Annotated in this window: 18 protein-coding genes; 10 read left to right on the forward strand and 8 right to left on the reverse strand. The window is 69.6% G+C overall.

Annotated features, from left to right (window positions below; genetic code table 11):
- Nucleotides 1-135: 135 nt before the first annotated feature.
- Nucleotides 136-570: a PIN domain-containing protein gene (locus ABIA33_RS19350; protein ID WP_370083204.1), complete on the reverse strand. Its 435-nt coding sequence runs from the start codon at nt 568-570 to the stop codon at nt 136-138.
- Entirely contained in the window at nt 567-806 is a 240-nt protein-coding gene (locus ABIA33_RS19355; protein ID WP_370083206.1) for a CopG family transcriptional regulator, read from the reverse strand. Before ABIA33_RS19355 ends, ABIA33_RS19350 begins: the two co-directional genes overlap by 4 nt.
- 591 nt (nt 807-1,397) lie before the next feature.
- On the opposite strand from ABIA33_RS19355, the gene ABIA33_RS19360 reads away from it, so the two are divergent.
- Nucleotides 1,398-1,727 (forward strand): hypothetical protein, encoded by a 330-nt coding sequence (locus ABIA33_RS19360; RefSeq protein WP_370083208.1) that lies wholly within the window; start codon nt 1,398-1,400, stop codon nt 1,725-1,727.
- Nucleotides 1,728-1,884: 157 nt separating this feature from the next.
- On the opposite strand, the gene ABIA33_RS19365 is transcribed toward ABIA33_RS19360, so the two are convergent.
- Nucleotides 1,885-2,985 (reverse strand): helix-turn-helix domain-containing protein, encoded by a 1,101-nt coding sequence (locus tag ABIA33_RS19365; protein WP_370083210.1) that lies wholly within the window; start codon nt 2,983-2,985, stop codon nt 1,885-1,887.
- A 96-nt stretch (nt 2,986-3,081) separates the two neighbouring features.
- Between ABIA33_RS19365 and ABIA33_RS19370 the strand changes: the two genes are divergently transcribed.
- Entirely contained in the window at nt 3,082-4,113 is a 1,032-nt protein-coding gene (locus tag ABIA33_RS19370; protein WP_370083347.1) for a trans-acting enoyl reductase family protein, read from the forward strand.
- Nucleotides 4,114-4,271: 158 nt separating this feature from the next.
- Here the strand turns inward: ABIA33_RS19370 and ABIA33_RS19375 are convergent, their stop codons facing one another.
- Nucleotides 4,272-5,630 (reverse strand): Cys-Gln thioester bond-forming surface protein, encoded by a 1,359-nt coding sequence (locus tag ABIA33_RS19375; protein ID WP_370083212.1) that lies wholly within the window; start codon nt 5,628-5,630, stop codon nt 4,272-4,274.
- Between the two features lie 272 nt (nt 5,631-5,902).
- On the opposite strand from ABIA33_RS19375, the gene ABIA33_RS19380 reads away from it, so the two are divergent.
- The 3 genes from ABIA33_RS19380 (at nt 5,903) to ABIA33_RS19390 (ending at nt 7,443) form a co-directional block, all read left to right on the forward strand.
- Nucleotides 5,903-6,322 (forward strand): TIGR03668 family PPOX class F420-dependent oxidoreductase, encoded by a 420-nt coding sequence (locus ABIA33_RS19380; RefSeq protein WP_370083214.1) that lies wholly within the window; start codon nt 5,903-5,905, stop codon nt 6,320-6,322.
- Nucleotides 6,323-6,451: 129 nt separating this feature from the next.
- Nucleotides 6,452-6,949, forward strand: coding sequence for a hypothetical protein (locus ABIA33_RS19385; protein ID WP_370083216.1), 498 nt, complete (start codon nt 6,452-6,454; stop codon nt 6,947-6,949).
- A gap of 89 nt (nt 6,950-7,038) precedes the next feature.
- On the forward strand, nt 7,039-7,443 hold the full coding sequence (locus ABIA33_RS19390) for a DUF1003 domain-containing protein (RefSeq protein WP_370083218.1): 405 nt from the start codon (nt 7,039-7,041) through the stop codon (nt 7,441-7,443).
- Nucleotides 7,444-7,471: 28 nt separating this feature from the next.
- Here the strand turns inward: ABIA33_RS19390 and ABIA33_RS19395 are convergent, their stop codons facing one another.
- Both ABIA33_RS19395 and ABIA33_RS19400 read right to left on the reverse strand, forming a co-directional pair.
- Nucleotides 7,472-9,013 (reverse strand): DUF6020 family protein, encoded by a 1,542-nt coding sequence (locus tag ABIA33_RS19395; RefSeq protein ID WP_370083220.1) that lies wholly within the window; start codon nt 9,011-9,013, stop codon nt 7,472-7,474.
- 115 nt (nt 9,014-9,128) lie between these two features.
- Nucleotides 9,129-9,986 carry a LysR family transcriptional regulator gene (locus ABIA33_RS19400; protein ID WP_370083222.1) on the reverse strand — a complete coding sequence of 286 codons (858 nt, stop codon included), beginning with the start codon at nt 9,984-9,986 and terminating at the stop codon, nt 9,129-9,131.
- 69 nt (nt 9,987-10,055) lie between these two features.
- Between ABIA33_RS19400 and ABIA33_RS19405 the strand changes: the two genes are divergently transcribed.
- The 5 genes from ABIA33_RS19405 to ABIA33_RS19425 all read left to right on the forward strand — a co-directional run bounded on the left by ABIA33_RS19405 (nt 10,056) and on the right by ABIA33_RS19425 (nt 14,938).
- Nucleotides 10,056-10,994 carry a DMT family transporter gene (locus ABIA33_RS19405; protein ID WP_370083224.1) on the forward strand — a complete coding sequence of 313 codons (939 nt, stop codon included), beginning with the start codon at nt 10,056-10,058 and terminating at the stop codon, nt 10,992-10,994.
- Between the two features lie 331 nt (nt 10,995-11,325).
- Nucleotides 11,326-11,901, forward strand: coding sequence for an RNA polymerase sigma factor (locus ABIA33_RS19410; protein ID WP_370083226.1), 576 nt, complete (start codon nt 11,326-11,328; stop codon nt 11,899-11,901).
- A gap of 13 nt (nt 11,902-11,914) precedes the next feature.
- Nucleotides 11,915-12,961, forward strand: a complete 1,047-nt coding sequence (locus ABIA33_RS19415) for a CU044_5270 family protein (RefSeq protein ID WP_370083228.1) — start codon at nt 11,915-11,917, stop codon at nt 12,959-12,961.
- An 85-nt stretch (nt 12,962-13,046) separates the two neighbouring features.
- Nucleotides 13,047-14,291: a hypothetical protein gene (locus ABIA33_RS19420; RefSeq protein ID WP_370083230.1), complete on the forward strand. Its 1,245-nt coding sequence runs from the start codon at nt 13,047-13,049 to the stop codon at nt 14,289-14,291.
- Between the two features lie 212 nt (nt 14,292-14,503).
- The gene (locus ABIA33_RS19425; RefSeq protein WP_370083232.1) at nt 14,504-14,938 is read left to right on the forward strand and encodes a DUF4234 domain-containing protein; all 435 of its coding nucleotides are present in this window, start codon (nt 14,504-14,506) and stop codon (nt 14,936-14,938) included.
- Between the two features lie 9 nt (nt 14,939-14,947).
- Here the strand turns inward: ABIA33_RS19425 and ABIA33_RS19430 are convergent, their stop codons facing one another.
- Complete coding sequence (locus ABIA33_RS19430) at nt 14,948-15,262, reverse strand: hypothetical protein (protein WP_370083234.1); 315 nt, start codon at nt 15,260-15,262, stop codon at nt 14,948-14,950.
- A gap of 81 nt (nt 15,263-15,343) precedes the next feature.
- The gene (locus ABIA33_RS19435) at nt 15,344-16,384 is read right to left on the reverse strand and encodes an Ig-like domain-containing protein (protein WP_370083236.1); all 1,041 of its coding nucleotides are present in this window, start codon (nt 16,382-16,384) and stop codon (nt 15,344-15,346) included.
- Between the last annotated feature and the right edge of the window lie 23 nt (nt 16,385-16,407).

The raw sequence follows: 16,407 nt of genomic DNA on the forward strand, positions 1-16,407 counted from the left end.
CCAGCTCTCGGTCACCCCTGAACTCCACCGGGAGGCCGATGCCTCATGAGGGCCGCCCGGGTGCTGGCCCCCACACCATTGCCCTTCGCCCGAGGGGACCAGGGGCGCAGTGTGGTCCGGATCGCGGAGGCAGTGTTACAGGTCGTCGGGCAGCAGCCGAAAACCGTGCTTCCCAGTCAGTGGGGTGATAGCGCGGAAGTCCCGGCGGTCGAGAGTGAGGATGGCCTCGGTCTCGAATTGTTCGGCGAGGAGGACGTTCACGGCGTCAGCGAGGTCGAGTCGCAGGGCCGCGTAGCGGTCCTGGATCTTGCGGGCCTTTCGGAAGGTGGCGGCCGGCAGGCCGGGCACCGCTACTCGTCCGGTCTGCTCCTGAGCCAGTAGCCAGTCGTTGACTGCGAGCGCCGCCTGGCGGCCGACGTTCCTTGTGGTGATGTGTTCGATCTCCAGCAGCACCAATGGGGAGACGACAGTGAGCGCGGCCGTGCGCAAGGCAGTACGAGCGGCCTCGTGCTCTGGATCTGAGACGTTGAGGGCGGCCACCAGACCGGAGGTGTCGCCGATGATGATCACTCCGGGTCCGCCACGGCTTCGATCACGGCCTGGTCGATCTCCCCGGCACTGATCGGGTGGCCGAAATCGAGACGGGGGATGTCCCAGTCCTCGTCCCAGCGGCGAGTACGCAGCGCGGCGATGTGAAAGGCCTCGCGGAAGTATTCCGACTCGGGCCGGGCCTCGCGTGCTGCGGCTTCCTTGATGAGTGCGAGATCTTCTTCTTCCACCATGACGGTGGTTTTCTTCAGAGCCATAGGGTTATGGTACCTCCACCATATCCATGCCGGGAACTTCCCGAGCCCGTTCGTCAGGGCCGGTCGGTGTGGCCCTGCTGATTTGGACGAGCAGGCCCCCGGGCCTGCGCGGTGCAGTTGGCCGATCGAGGCTGGCAGCGGCCGTTCGTGCGAGCGTGGGGGGAGCAGCGTCCCCGGTGCCGGGTGGCATCCGACGGCACTGACGGGACGTCGGCGCGGCTGTGGCTTGCACGGATAGGACCTGAACGGCACTGCACGGCAATCCCCGCCCCAACGCCTGCCCCGGCACCGGCAAGCGCAGCCACCGGAGGGGGCGGGCGAGGCCGGCTACGGGCACAACGGGGAGCGCCCGCTCTCCCTGGACGATCTCCCTCGGGGCATGCCACCATGACCGCGCTGGCGCCCGAAGGCGGGCCATGGCTCACGGGGGGATCACTGATGGCTGTGGCCATGGGACGACGCGTTGTGCTCAGCTGCGTCGCCGCGGTTCTGCTCCTGGGCGGTTGCACCGACGAGCACCGGTCGACCGCTTCTGGGCTGCGGCACAGTCCGGCTCCGGCACCCATCGCGTATGCGCCGTGGGAGGATCCCGTGGAGTCCCTGCACGGCGACAAAGTACTGGCCACCACCGGGCGACACGTCGGAAGCCAGGAGACGGCTCTCCCCAACAAGGTCGCCGCGGGGACGATCTGGGTGGCCACGGAGTGCCAGGGTGCTGGCACCCTAACGGTTGACACGGGCCCCTTCGGCCGCTACACCGAGCGCTGCTCCGCCCACCCCGACGGGAGTCTCAACGCCTACGACTTGTCGGCGCCGAGTAGGACAGCCCCGCTCAAGGTGACAGCCGATCCGGGCGTTACCTGGGCGGTGGCGATCGGCTGGGACTCGTCCCGAGCCCATCCTGAGTCGGCCGCGCCCTGATCCTCCCAGCGAAGGGTCGTACCCCCACACGTGCCCCAACGGGCGGTGCGACATCCTGCGGAGCAGAACAAGCAGGTCGGAGTGGGCTTTCTGTGGTCTTGTCGGCAATGCTCCCCAAGCTCTGGGCGCACGCACCGCGACGGCACTGACAGCGGCATCATCGAACTTGCCGCATTTCGTGCCGCGGCAGGTCTGCAGCTCGCGCCAGGTGCTCATCCGTGGAGTTCGCAAGGAACGCCGGCGATGGACTTGAGAGAGGATCAGCAGCAGTCACTCGAACGGCCGGGGGTTGCGCTGTGCCCGTACCGGGCAGGGCAGGTTTTGCGCTGCGAAACGAGCGCCGGTAGGTGTCAGGTGGGACCCCGACGATCCGTTTGAACTGGCGCCGAAGTGTCGTGGCGGTGCCCATGCCGCTGGCGAGGGCAACCCCCTCGATGCTCTCGTCGGTGGCCTCCAGCAGCTCCTGGGCGCGACGTACGCGTTGGGCCAGCAGCCACTGAATCGGGGTCTGCCCGATCGCTGACCGGAACTGCCGTCCGAGATTGCGCGGGCTCGTGTTCGCCCTCCGAGCCATGTCGGTCACCGTCAGCGGCTGGTCCAGTCGTTGTTGGACCCAGGCGAGCAGGTTGGCAAGCGTGTGGTCGCCCGCGACCTGCATCGGCGTAGCCACGAACTGGGCCTGACCGCCGGGCCGATGTGGCGGCATGACGAGGCGACGGGCGACGGAGTTGGCGATGGCGGCGCCGTGGTCGAGGTGGATCAGGTGGAGGCAGAGATCCACGGCGGCGGCCTTGCCCGCAGCCGTGAGCACGCTGCCGTTGTCCGTGTACAGCACGTCCGGGTCGACCACGGCCAGTGGATGACGGGCACTCAGTTCTGCGGCATGGGCCCAGTGGGTGGTGGCCCGCCGACCGTCCAGCAGGCCCGCGGCGCCGAGCATGAACGCTCCGGTGCAGAGGGAGGCAACCCGGGCACCCGACTCGTGGGCCGCACGCACGGCTTCGATCAGCTCCGCCGGCGGCGGCTCGTCGATGTCGGCGCACGCGGGCACGATCACGGTGTCGGCGCCGACCAAGCGCTCCAGCCCGTGGTCAGGCTCGACCATGAACGGGCCGACCTGCACCGGTCCGGGCCCGCAGAGCAGTACGTCGTACCAGCCTTCCGTGGCTTCGCGCGGGGGATTGCCGAAGATCTCGTAGGCCACTGCCAGTTCGAAGTGCAGCAGGTGACCGGCGGCCAGCAGCGCGACAGTGGGCATGTCCGAAAGTGTACGGGTGATGTCGTTCCGGACCATCACAGTCGGGTGCCGCCTGCGGCGAGACTGGGCTCGTCAGAACATCGAGATCGGGGAACGATGAGCACGAAGGCTGCAGTGGTGGTGTACGGGGCGACAGGGCACACCGGTCGCTTCATCGTCGCCGAACTACGAAGGCGTGGCTTCGCCACTATCATCTCCGGCCGTGACGCGGCCCAGCTGGAGGTGCTTGCGGCCGAGTGGGCAGATGTGGTCGTGCGGCCGGCCACCGTGGACGACGCGAACTCACTGGACCGGGCTCTCGACGGAGCAGCGGCTGTCGTCAACTGCGCCGGACCGTTCGCGGTGACGGGAGGCCCGGTCGTCGAGGCAGCCTTGCGCGCGGGGATCCCGTACGTCGACGTCGCGGCAGAGATCGAGGCGAATGCCGCGATGTTCGCCGACTATGCGGAAGCAGCCCGAAAGACAGACACACCCGTGGTGCCGGCGATGGCTTTCTACGGTGGACTGGGCGACCTGTTGGTGACCGCGGCGATGGGAGAGTGGACTGCTGCGGACGTGGTGCACGTCGCGTACGGGTTGAGCAGCTGGTATCCCACGGCGGGCACCCGGGCGGCCGGTCAGGTGTCCCATCAGCGTCGCGCGGGCCGTCGGGTGCGGTTCGCGGACGGCGCGCTGCAGTACCACGACGACAAGGCATCAGAGCAGGACTGGCTCTTTCCAGAGCCGCTTGGGCGACGAGCGGTGATCGCGGAGTTCACCATGGCCGATGTCATCACTGTTCCCAGTCACGTGGCCGTGCCCGAGATCCGCACCTACATGACCGTCGAAGCCGCGAGGGACTTGGCCAAGGAGGACACGCCGGCGCCTGAGCCAGTCGACGCTCTGGGGCGATCGGACCAGGTTTTCGTCGTCGACGTCCTGGTGAGCGCAGATGGCGTCGAGCGACGCGCCACGGCCCGAGGCCAGGACATCTACGCGGTCACCGCACCACTGGTGGTGGAGGCCGTCCAGCGAATCCTGGCCGGGCACACGCGGACAACCGGCGTAGCCTCGGCCGGCGCAATGTTCGACGCAGCGGACTTCCTCCGGGCGCTGACCCCGCACCTGTCGGTCGAGCTTCCGCACTGACCGGCCACGCGCTTCCCGAGGATGCCAACCGGCCGTCGAATGCGAGTGCCTGGCGCAGGACGGCATTCCCCTGAACTTCCCCGGCCCCTGCGCTCACGGAGCGACAGGGGCCGGGGTGGCGGATACTGACTGTCCGTCAGAGTCCTCAGGGGGCAGGGCTATGCCGCGTGGGCGCCCTTGGCGCGCCTGCGCAGAACGAAGACCGCGGCGCCGCCCAGCGCGACAAAGCCCGCGGCGATGCCGGTGATCATGGGAGTGCTACTGCCGCCACCGGTCTGGGCCAGGCCGGGGCCGCTCGGCGAGGGGGAGGGAGTGGACGGGGTGGGCGTCGCACTGTGGCTGGGCGTGGTGCCGCCACCAGGAGTGGTGGGCCGGCACTTCAGTGCGCCCTTGAACACCTTGCTGAAGCCGTTCGGTCCGGTCACCGTGATGTCGTAGGTTGCACCCTCGCGGACCTTGACCAGCACGCTGGTGCTTGCACCCGGCTGCACGGTGACGTTCTGGCCGCCGACCGTGGCGTTCCAGGGCTGGTCACCGGCGTTGGTCAGGGTGACGTCGACGCCGCCCTGCTTGCAGTTCTCCTGCGCGTTGGCCGCAGGGATGACGCCCTTGGGGGCCCAGTCGGCGCCCGCCTTGGCAGTGACGGCGACCGGCGCTGTCCCTGCCAGGATCATGGTCTGGCTGCTGCCGTCCACGGCCTTGAAGGCACGGCCGACCGGTAGAGCGGTGGTCGTCGATGCGGTCAGCTGCGCGCTGCCGGTGGCGGCGCCGGCCGGAACCTGGACGTAGAGCTTCTCGCCGTTGGTGGCCTTGGTCGCGGTGGTGCCGTTCTGGTTGACCAGCTTCACCCCCGAGGGGGCGTTGAGCTGCAGGTCGACGGAGGAGGCGCTGGTGGTGACGGTCACCGGGCCTATCTTCTCGCCGCTCTTACCGGCGACGCTGGCCGGGGAGAGCTGCAGCGAAGGCGCCGGCTCGGCGGTGTTGACCGCGTTGCTCTCCAGCCACGCGGTGAGCTTCCCGGCGGACTTGTCCGTCGGCTGAGCATCCGCCTGGTCGGAGAAGTGCCAGATGGCGGCCTGCGTGGCGGCGGCGGCCTGGTCCTCGCTCAGCTTGTTCAGGTTGAGCTGCGCGGCGAGGGACGAGGCCGACACCACAGGGTAGGAGTGCTCCAGGATCCACTGGATCTTGCCGCGGTCCGGGTTGTTGGACAGGGTCGACTGGTCCCAACCGGTCTCGCTGTAGTCCACCCCGTTGTGCGTGCCGTGGTGCAGGTCGATGCAGTACACAGCCAGCGTCTGGCCGCTCTGGTCCAGCGCGACCGTGCCGGCCTCCACCGTGCCCTCGCCCGCGACGTCGACGCTCGCGCTGTGCAGGAAGTCCCCCAGTACCGCATGGCTGGTGGCGCTCTGGTCCGCCGAGGCCGCACCGGCCATTGCGAAGGACCCGGCAATGGCGCTTGCGGACAACACGACCGCGCCGCAGAGCTGCGCGGTGCGCCGTCCCCGAACATTTAACATGTTTACCCTTTCGCGCGGGCGCGCAGGTGGCGCCGAGCCCGCCGCATGAACTGATGGTCCGATAGAAGTGCCCCCTGTGACTGGGGGGATCCTAGTGAAGGGTTGGACGGCGATCCCAACCGGGTCGATAAATATGGCTATTTGGGCATGCGGCGCCGCATTCGGGCCCGGCTCGACGGCGTGCCAGCAAACCCGGCTCAGCCTGCGAGAGGTGGAATCTCAGCCGGCTGACGATCCCTCATCCCGCTCCACCAGGGCTGTACCGTCGACGCATGCGATTGGATGCCGCCGAAGCCCGGACGCGGCTGGAGACGTCCCGAGTAGCCCGGCTCGCCACCGTCTCCGGGTCAGGCGAGCCGCACCAGGTTCCGATCACGTTCGCGCTGGACGGCGACCGGCTGCTCTTCGTCGTCGACCACAAGCCGAAGGCGTCGACGGACCTGCGGCGGTTGCGGAACATCCGGGAGAACCCGCGCGTGAGCGTTCTGGCCGACCACTACGCGGACGACTGGACCCAGCTCTGGTGGGTACGCGTGGACGGTAGGGCGGAGACCTGGGCAGACGGCCCGCGACGCGCTGCCGCGGTCGATCTACTGGCGGCCAAGTATCTCCAGTACCAGGAGACGGTCCCGACGGGCCCGGTCGTCCGCGTCACCATCGACCGCATGACGGGCTGGTCGTACCAGGGCTGACCGGAACGGACCACGCCCCCGCCGCCAAGCCGCGGCATCGGCGCCGGGGTCGCCGGCGCGGCTGCTGCGCTGATCGGCTGTTCCGGCGCCCAGGAAGTTGCCCTGACCTGGGCGGATCTCGTCGATCTGATGGGCGGCCGAACGGACGACGAGCCGCGCGACGACCAGCCTGGACCCGACACCGTAGTGATGTACACGCTGGCTCCGGCGGAGGAGTTGGAGGCACTGGCGGGCACCTGCCTCAGGGTGTTGGCGGCTGGCGGCTCGGTCGACTTCGTCGACTCCGCGAGTAGCCCGGCCGTGCTCGACCTGCTCGCCCGGCGCAGGGCGACCGACCTGGTGGCCGCCGCCCCTGTGCTGACGGCGGTCCGCCGCCGGATCGAAGCGGAGGTCGCGGTGTCGCCGATCCACATCCTCGCCGTCTTCGAGGCCCTTCAGCACGACCCGGCCCGCCCCCCGGCGGACCGTCGCCGCCTGTTGGCAGGCGCCCTTCTGGCGGACAGGGACATCCAGTTGGTCCGTCTGCACTCCTGCGGCACGCCGCTCGAACCGGAGACCGTCTGCTTCTTCGTCCGGATGGGCATGGCGGTCCTGGCGTCGCCCGCGAAGCGGGCGGGCCCCGCCTGAACCGGCCGCCGGCACGGTCTGACACGATGCACGCGAGATCGGCCATGCCGCGTAGCACCGCCTGAGGGCCCCAAGGAAGGCGCACCCCCATGACCAAGCTGAACGGCGAGAAGCGGCACCATCCGGCCGTTGTCGAGCATCGCGCCAGGCGCGCGGCCAGCAGACAACTGCGCGTCGCCGATGCGATAACCAAGTTCGCCGGTTCGATGATGTTCGTCTACATCCACGCGGTCGGCTTCGCGGTCTGGATGCTGTTCTTCGAGTCGAGCCCGTGGCCGACGTTGACGCTCATCGTGTCCCTCGAAGCGATCTTCCTGTCGACGTTCGTGATGATCGGCCAGAACCGGGCGGCGGCCTTCCAACAGGCCAAAGCCGACCACGACTTCGTCGAATCCGAGCTGGAGCTCAAGACCAACACCGAACTGACCCGGGCCATCCACGCCATGACGACGGAACTCCACAGCCGCCTGGTAACGGCGTCAGGCGAGCAGTAACGTTCCGCCCTTCGCCCCAGACTCTGGATCAGCCGGCCTGGGTCTCGGCTGCTCCCGGCCGCCGGGGCGGCTCTTGTTCGGTCGGTCGCCACGGGGCCAGCAGCGGCAGGCACATCAGGGCGATGAAGATCGGCGCGATCATGTACCGCGCCAACTGGGACGGGTTGGCAACGAGCACGGTGAGCTGCAGGCCCAGCGTCGTGCCGAGCAGGGCGCAGAGTGCTCGGTTCCGGCGCCGCAGGGCGGCCAGGAGCAGGATCCCGTAGGTGAGGTAGCACCAGTCCACCCCCCGCCAGATCACCCGGTACCACTGCAGCTGGGTACTGTCCACGTAGACCTTCGAGAGCACGCGGTGCAGCGTGTCGGACAGCGGGTGGGGGGCCAGGGCGGGCAGGTAGCGGTTGCCCTGGAGGGTACCGACGAGTCCTGCGGAGTTGGATGTGTAGGCCCAGGCGCCGGGCATCCCCTTCGGAGGGGCGGGTAGGGACACATAGGTCAGTGCGTCGCCGGTGGTGGCGATCGGCAGCCAGGCGACGCTGGAGAGGCACAGATGTGCCTCGAGGGTCAGCCGAGGTGTGCGCTCGAGCACCCGGGTCCACAGGCCGAGCAACTCGCTGCTGTAGCGATTCGCGGCGGCCCTGTCGAAGGGGGCCCACATGAGGGAGTCCGCGTAGTAGCAGTTCGACTCGTCCCGCCAGTGCGAGAGGGGGGCGACCTTCTGCATCAGTTGCAGGTCCGCGGGCGTGAATGTGTTGGGGGCCTCCTTGTAGACGACGCCGATCTCCACATTGTTCAACGCGTACACCGAGTCGGCGGCGGGCATCCGCACCCCCAGGCCCGGGTAGACGACGAAGGCCAGGAGTGCGTAGAACGCCACCGCCGCGGCTGTGACGACCGTGATCGTCCTGCGAAGCCCGGGCAGGAAGACGACCAGGACGACGGCGGCCACCACGGCCGTCGGCACGCCGTTGTTGCGGAACAGGGAGATCCCGGCGAAACCCAGCGCCAGCATCCACAGCTCGGTACGACCGGCCCTGGGCTTCGCGCCGGATCGCCTGGCCTGCAGGAACCCGGCGAGCAGGTGGACGCTGGCGCCGAAGGCCAGGAGCGCGCTGAGCGAGAACGCGACGTCCTTCCATACGAACATGGTGAAGCTCGCCGTGGAAGGGAGCACCGCGAGTATCACGGCCGCGGCCCAGACCCATCGTCCACGGGCGCCGAGCCGGTGGATCCCCGAGGCGGTGTAGGCCACCACACCCGCAGCGACGACCGTCTGCGCCAGCGTGAGCGCCCAGACACCTCCGGTCGCCTTCAGCGACAGCCACAGCAGCGAGTCGTAGGCGATGGAGTGGTCCGCGATCCAATGGCCGGTGGTCACCTCCCACACGTAGGTGTAGGAGTCCTGGCTGAAGAGGCCCGGGAAGAACGCGGCCCACTGCGCCAGGAGGAGCAGCAGGACGGTTCCGAACACGGCGAGGGGTATCCGACGGCCGGGTGAGACCGTCCAGGAGCGCGCTGCCGATCGGCCGGGGGATCCGGCCGACGCAGCGAGAGCAACAGGTTGCGCCATGCGCGGTGTCTCCTCGCGGTCGATGTCGCGCACCGTCCGAGGGCCGCGCTCGCCCGTGCATCGTACCCAGGCTGTTCGAAAGGCCGACTGCAGGCGGTCTTACCCGGCCGCGGTGTCACGGACGGGCGCGGTAGAGATCAGCCAGGAGCGCGACGGCGGCGTGGGTGGAGGGGTGCGGGTCATTCTGGCGCCAGATGACGTGGACGAGCACAGGTGAGGCGTCGCGCACCCGCCGGTAGGTGATGCCGTCGCGCCGGTACTGGGCCACCGTGCCTTCCGGGGTGACGCCGACGCACTGGCCGGCGGCGATCGCGGCGAGCCAGTCGTCGATGTCCCGGGTGTGTTCCAGCGAAGGGCGGGCGCCTTCGGGCCACAGATCCGCGGTGGTGGTGCCGGTGCGGCGGTCCACAACCAGGGTGCGTTCCCGGATGTCGGCGAGGGCGATGGTGCGGCGGCGGGCCCAGGGGTCGTCGCTGGCCATGGCGCAGTACCGGCGCTCGTGTCCGACGAGAGCGTGGGCGTAGCGGCGGGTGTCGATGGTGGTGCGGACGACGGCGAGGTCGCAGAGTCCTTCGGCCAAGCCGCCGGTGGGGGTGTTGGCGCGGATCAGGTGGAGTTCGATGTCGGGGTAGCGGTCGGCCCAGCGGCGTTGGAACTCGGCGGTGTGTCGGCCCATGGCCGACCAGGCGTGGCCGATCGTGAGCTGGGTGTGCCCGGTGGCGGCTTCGCGTATCAGGGCCTCGGCTTCGCTGAGGAGGTGCCGGGCGCGGGCGAGGACCTGGACACCGGCCGTGGTGGTGGTGACGGTCCTGCTGGTGCGGTGCAGCAGTCGGACGCCGAGGATCGTCTCCAGGGACAGCAGGGTGCGGGAGACAGCGGCCTGGGAGACACCGAGTTCGGCGGCGGCGTCGGTGAAGCTGCCGGTGTCGACGATCGCGACCAGGCAGCGCAGGTGCCGCAGCTCCATGTCCATGACTCCAGCGTATAGACGATGGCGTTCATGCATTTTGCGTATGCGTCGGCCCAGCGGATGCTCAGTGGCATGACGACGCAGGCACAGGTATCGCGGCTCGGCGACGCCGTCCCCGGGGACGCGGGCACTTCCTCCGGTCGGCTCGTGGGGATGGCGATGATGTTCGGCAGTGGGCTGTCGAACCAGGTCGGTGCGGCTGTCGCGGCCGAGGCGTTTCCGGTGATCGGGCCGGTGGGTGTGGTGGCTGTCCGGCAGTGGGTGGCCGCCGTGGTGCTGGCGGCGGCGGGCCGGCCGAGGCTGCGGTCCTTCACCTGGGCGCAGTGGAAGCCGGTGCTGGCCCTGGCGGCGGTGTTCGCCACGATGAACCTGTCGCTCTACACCGCGATCGATCGGATCGGGCTCGGTCTGGCCGTCACTCTGGAGTTCCTGGGCCCGCTGTCCGTGGCGCTGGCGGCGTCCCGCCGCAGGGTGGACCTGGGCTGCGGATTGATGGCCGGGGCTGCCGCTGTGGTCCTGGCGCGCCCGCAGCCCTCCACCGACTACCTCGGGATCGGGCTCGGTCTGCTGGCCGCGGTGTGCTGGGCGGCGTACATCCTGCTCAACCGCACGGTCGGTGCACGCGTGCAGGGCGCGCAGGGATCAGCCGCGGCCGCGATCGTCTCCGGCCTGCTGTACATACCCGTCGGGGTCGTCTTCTTCATCCACCGCGCACCCACCGCGACCGCCCTGGCACACGCGGCCGTGGCGGGCGTACTGTCGTCCGCCGTCCCGTTCCTCGCGGACCTGCTGGCCCTTCGCCGCGTCCCGGCCAGGTTCTTCGGCCTGTTCATGAGCGTCAATCCGGTGCTGGCCGCGCTGGTCGGCCTCGTCATCCTCGGCCAGGCGCTGGGATGGGTCGAGTGGGCCGCCATCGCCGGCATCGTGGCGGCCAACACCGTCTCCGTGCTGGCCGCCGCACGCCGCACGAAGTCCATCCCGGAGGCGGCCCGCGACGATTCGCCCACGTGAGGCATCCGCTGAGGCATCCGCGACGGAGCGGAACGTGCCGAGCGGGGCGCGGGTTCAGTGGTGCCGGCCGGGGCAGCATCTCTGCTCGGGGGCCCGCTGCTGTGCCGCCTAGGTGTGCCGCGGCGTGACCTCGGTGGGCGTGGAGCTCTGCCGTGGTCTGGCTGTCCGCGATGGGGGAGACCACAGCCAGGACACCGCCGAGTTGGAGGACGCGACCGGCGGAGCAACGAACCCGCGGTCCGCACACGTCTGACGCCTCGCGAACGCTTTCGCCCCTCGCGACAAGTAAGGAGTGGGGGCTCCAGCGGCGGGGCTCAGAGCAGGAGTGCTTGTGGACGTCGATGAAGAGTTGATGACCCGTTCGACGCGCGACCCGTTAGCGTTCGAGCCCTTGGTCGACCGCCATTCCGCGATCCTTCACGCCTACCTCGCGCGGCGCTGCGGCCCTGCCGCCGACGACCTGCTTTCGGCGGTCTGGTTGGCGGCCTACGAACGGCGTGCGGACTACGACGCAGGGCTGGGGCCGGTTCGGGGCTGGTTGTTCGGCATCGCCCGCAACCATGTGCTGGCGCACTGGCGTCGGGTGGCGCCCACAGCAGCGGCCGCGGGATACCCGCAGGACAACGACGAGGGTGGCGGCTGGGATGCCGTGGACGCACGTCTGGACGCCGCCGCGCTGGGGCCTGCCCTGCGCGCGGCGCTGAGGGAACTCCCGCAGGTGGAGCGGGAACTGCTCCTGCTCACTGCCTGGGAGCAGCTCACTCCGGCCGAGGCAGCCCACGTGGCCGGGATTCCGGCCGGAACGGCCCGTTCCCGGCTGCACCGCGCCCGCTCTCGGATGCAGCAAATGCTCAGCGCCCGCCACGGTACGGACCGTGCCGGGCAGCCCGTTCCCACATCCAAGTAAGGGGTACCCCGACGTGAGTGATCCAGAGTCTGTCCACATTCCCGGCTGGGACCAGTTGGTGGCCGCGGGCCGGGTGCCCGCCGCCAAGCCCGAGGTCCTGGCCGCCGCCCGCCTGGCGGTGAGCGAAGCCATCCGGTACGACACCTCCGGCACCGGAGGAGCGCGCGTCGTCCCGGTCACGTCGGCGTCATCCGGGCGCCGTCGCAGCTGGACGCTTCGTCTGGCGCTGACGGGCATGGTCGCAGCCGCAGCTGTTGCGGCGGTCACTATCGTCCAACCGGCCGGCAGCGTCCGCACGTCCCGGCCGCCGGTCGCCGCCGCGAACGCCGCGACGTTCCTTCGTTCGGTCGCCTACGAGCAGTCGGCCCGGACCGACGACTGGGGCAGTGCGCCCTACTGGACGATCACCTCCACCCGCGTGGCCGCCGATGGTTCGCGCGTCGGCCGGCAGGAGCTGCTGGCCCACTATGCGGGGAACACCTCGCATCTGCGGGTGACATCGCCCGTGCACGAGGACAAGGCTGCCCCCGGCCCCGGCCGATTCAGCATCGGCACCCGCCGACTGACCTGGGATCAGCTCGACAAGCTGCCCACCGACAAGGCGGCGCTGCGCACGCAGTTGGTGTCGTACGCCAACCCTGGGCAGGACCAGTCCGTGGAGATCTTCACCGTCGTCGGCGACCTCCTGGACTCCCCGGCCTCACCGGGACTTCGTGGCGCGCTGTACCAGGTGGCCGCAGACCTGCCGGGCGTCCGTCTGGTCGGCAAGGTCACCGACAGCACCGGTCGGCCCGGGACTGCGGTGGAGCTCGGCGACGGAAAGATCACAGTCCGCTACGTCGTCGACCCGGCCGACGGTCAGCTGCTGGAGACCGTCGTCACTGCCGCCCAGGACCTGCCCGCGGTGCCCGAAGCCAAGGCCCCCCGACCGTTGTCCGTCTTGGACGGGGTCACCCAAGGACTCAACGCGCCCGGTGGCCGACCCGCCCTGCGTGCGGGCGCGGTCGTGGAACTGACGACCTTCCTCACCGTGGGTCCTGCCCGCACTGCCAATGGCTGACGGCTGACGGCTGACGGCTGCCCGCCACGGCCTGCGGCCTCCCGGCCGTGGGCCGCCCATCTTCGAACCTGGAGAGAAAAGCATCGTGTCTCGTTTGATCGCAGCAGCGCTGATCGCCGTGAGTGCGTGCGGGGTGGCCGTCGCGGTCCCCGCCGAAGCCGCCCCGGCCGCCCCGGCCGCACCGGTCCACGCGTCCGGATGGACGTCCGCTGCCCTGCCGGTGACGACGGGTGTCCTGACCGGAGTGGCTGAGCCGGATGACGCCACCACCTGGGCGGCCGGCTTCCGCTGGGTGCAGCAGGGCAGGGTCACCCACCACTATCCGCTGCTGCTCGCGGGTGACAACCGCGGTTGGAAGCAGGTCCCGACGGCCCCGCTCCCGACCGGCGTGGACAGCCGGATCAACGCGGTCTCCGCGACGTCGGCGCGCGACGGCTGGTTGGCCGGAGACGGCAGCACGGCCCTCGGCGGCGTCCTGACCGAGCACTGGAACGGCGCTGCGTGGAAGATCGCCGCCGCTCCGGTTCCGGTGAACTCGCCGGGCGGCGGCACCCTTGTGGGCGACGGGAGTGGCCTGCTGGGGGTCTCGGCGAGTACGGCGAGCGACGCCTGGGCAGTGGGCTGGGCCCAGTACGACGTGACCACACCCGATCCGAACGGCGGTCCCGCGCACGTCGTTTCGCACAACGACGGCCTGATCGAGCGATGGGGTGGCGACGCCTGGCACCCTATGCTCGTACCCGCCGTGGCGACCAGCTGGGTGCTGACCGCCGTGACCGAGATCAACACCCACGACGTGTGGGCCGTGGGGTACACGGGCGAGGACCAACCCGTCCTCCTGCACTACGACGGCCGGACCTGGACGCATCTGCCAACGCCCCACTACCGGGGCCTCTACGGTGAGTTCTACGGTGTCGCAGCCAACGGGTCGAACGATGTGTGGGCGGTCGGCCGAGTCGTGGAGAGCGAGACCGACCCGGGCCACGCGCTGGTCGCCCACTGGGACGGTCACCATTGGAGGCAGGTCCCAACCCCGGCGGCAGCGGGCCGCCTGTCCGCAGTCGTCGTCGAGCCCGGCGCAGGCGTGGTGGCGGTCGGACGCACCACCCTGGCGTCATATCCGGGCCCCGGCGCGGACGGCTACGGCATGCGGCTGGCCGCCGGCCAGTGGCAATCGCTCGGCCTACCCGGCGGCACCCTCCTCGACCCGACCGGCATCACCCTCTCGCCCCGGGGGGCGACGACCATCGTGGGCGTAGTCGCCGACCCCACGAAGTCGGCCCAGCCAATGGTCCTCACGCGGCTCAGTGCCGTCGGGCTCACGCCATAGTCGTGCAACGTCAGCCAGAGGCGAGTCCTGACCCTCATGGACGGTGCTTGCGGATCGCGTTCATCGCGGACGGACCGTCCATCGCGGAAAGGGAAGTGCCACCGTCAGGTTGACTACTGACGATTAGTCACAACCTGGCAACGTCGCACACGCCGTACTGGCAACGCTGAAACTCTGGCTCCCCCACCCAACCGCACATCAGGGAGCCCCAAGTGACAGATCCCACCCCCGAGTCGACCCCACCAGCCAGCGGGCTGGCCATGAAGCCCCGCGGGCCTGTAGCAGTCTGGCTCGGCCTGCCCTTCATCACCCTCGGGATCTACCACATCGTCTGGTACTACAAGATCCACCGGGAGCTGCAGGAGTACGACCGGCGCCTGAATCTCAGCCCCGGCGGCAGCACCCTTGTGATGATCTTCCTTGGCTGGACGCTTGTCGCCCCGCTGGTCTCCTACCACAACACCGGTAAGGCCATCGCGAACGCGCAGCGGGCTGCAGGTCTGCCGGTAACCTGCAGCGCCGGGGCCAGTTGCTGGCTTGTGTTCGTCTTCGGATTGAACACCTGGTACATGCAGCGGCAACTGAACCTGGTGGTTGAGGCATATCCGGGAGCGCAGCCCGCCGCCGAGGTGCGACTCACAGCCTGAGCACCGAGTTCAGGGTTGGCTGACGAGCGAGACCTTGACGACGGAAGACCGTGCGGTCGGGCTGGTCGGCTCCGGGGCGAAGCCCACTTGCGCTGTGCCGGAGCACGGCAGGTTGAGCGACGTTGGGATGGGCAGCGGCTGGTAGAAGTTGCTCAGTCTGCCGATCACGACAATGCTGCTGCTCGACGAGGTGGCGAAGGTCACGACTAGGGCGGTGCCTGCACTGCCCGTGTAGCCGTCCGCGGTCGTGCCGGGCGATATCGAGTCGGCCTCGACGTAATCCTGGTCCTGGCACGAGGCAGGCTCGCCGAGGCGGGCAGCCATGAGGACCTGCTCGCGCTCGGCGGACGCTACACCGACCTGTACACGATCCACGCCACGGCATACGCCCCGGTCTGGCGGCTATCAGGCGGCGGTGGTGGTCTGCTGTCCGGCGGCGCTGCCGGCCAGCCACTGGGACCAGGAGAGGTTGAAGGCCGCGTAGCCATTGTCGCCTGCGGCCTTGCCGCGTGGTGATCCGGTGATGGTGACCGGGTCGCCCTGCTCGACGTAGTTGTAGAACCAGGTGGCGTCCGACATGGAGAGGTGCACGCAGCCGTGCGAGCCGTAGCTGTGACCGGGGTAGGGGTCGCCGGTCGAGTAGTGGATGTAGGTGCCCGAGTCGGTGAGGTGGACGTCCCAGGGCAGGGTGAGGTCGTAGTAGTTGGGGCTGTTCTTGTCGCAGGAGATGTTGACGCTGCAGGAGGTCATCCGCACCTCGCGCTGCTTGTCGATCACCGCCATGGTGCCGTCCCAGGAGGGGAAGCTCGGGCTGCCGGCGTCGATGGGCATGGTGCGCACCACCGAGCCGTTGCGGGTGACCGTCATCGAATGGCCGGGCACGGACACGGTGGTCTCGACGTCCGCCCCGATGGTGAAGGTGTGCTTGTAGCCGTGGGTGCCGTAGCGGCCGTTGCCGTCGCCGACTCCGTTGAGGTCCGCGTTCACCGTGACCTTGGTGCCGGACTGCCAGAACTGCTGCGGCCGCCAGTCGACTCGGCGGCTGCTGTACCAGTGCCAGGCACCGGTGACCGGTATCGAGGTGGTCACCTTGAGGTGCTGCTCGACGGCGGCGCGGGCGGATGAGGCGACGGAGTCGGTGAACACGATCGAGACCGGCATCGCCACGCCGACGGTGCTTCCGTCGACCGGCGTGATCGAGTCGAGCTGCACCGGCGGGCCGTCCGGGTGCGTCGGCGACGGGCTCGCACTGGCACTCGCGCCGGCGCTGGCCCCGGCACTCGCGCTGCCACTCGCTCCGGCGCCCGTGCTACTACTCGCGCTTGCCTGCGGGGACGATGTCGCACCGGAGGCCGAAGCCACCGCGTTGCCGCCGCACCCACTCGCGCCGGCCAGCACCGCACCAGCCAGCAGCGCGATCCCGATGCCGCCCTTGATCCGCCCCACGCCCCCGGCTCCCCTCGGTCAGT

Source organism: Streptacidiphilus sp. MAP12-16, from assembly GCF_041262165.1.
GTDB lineage: Bacteria > Actinomycetota > Actinomycetes > Streptomycetales > Streptomycetaceae > Streptacidiphilus.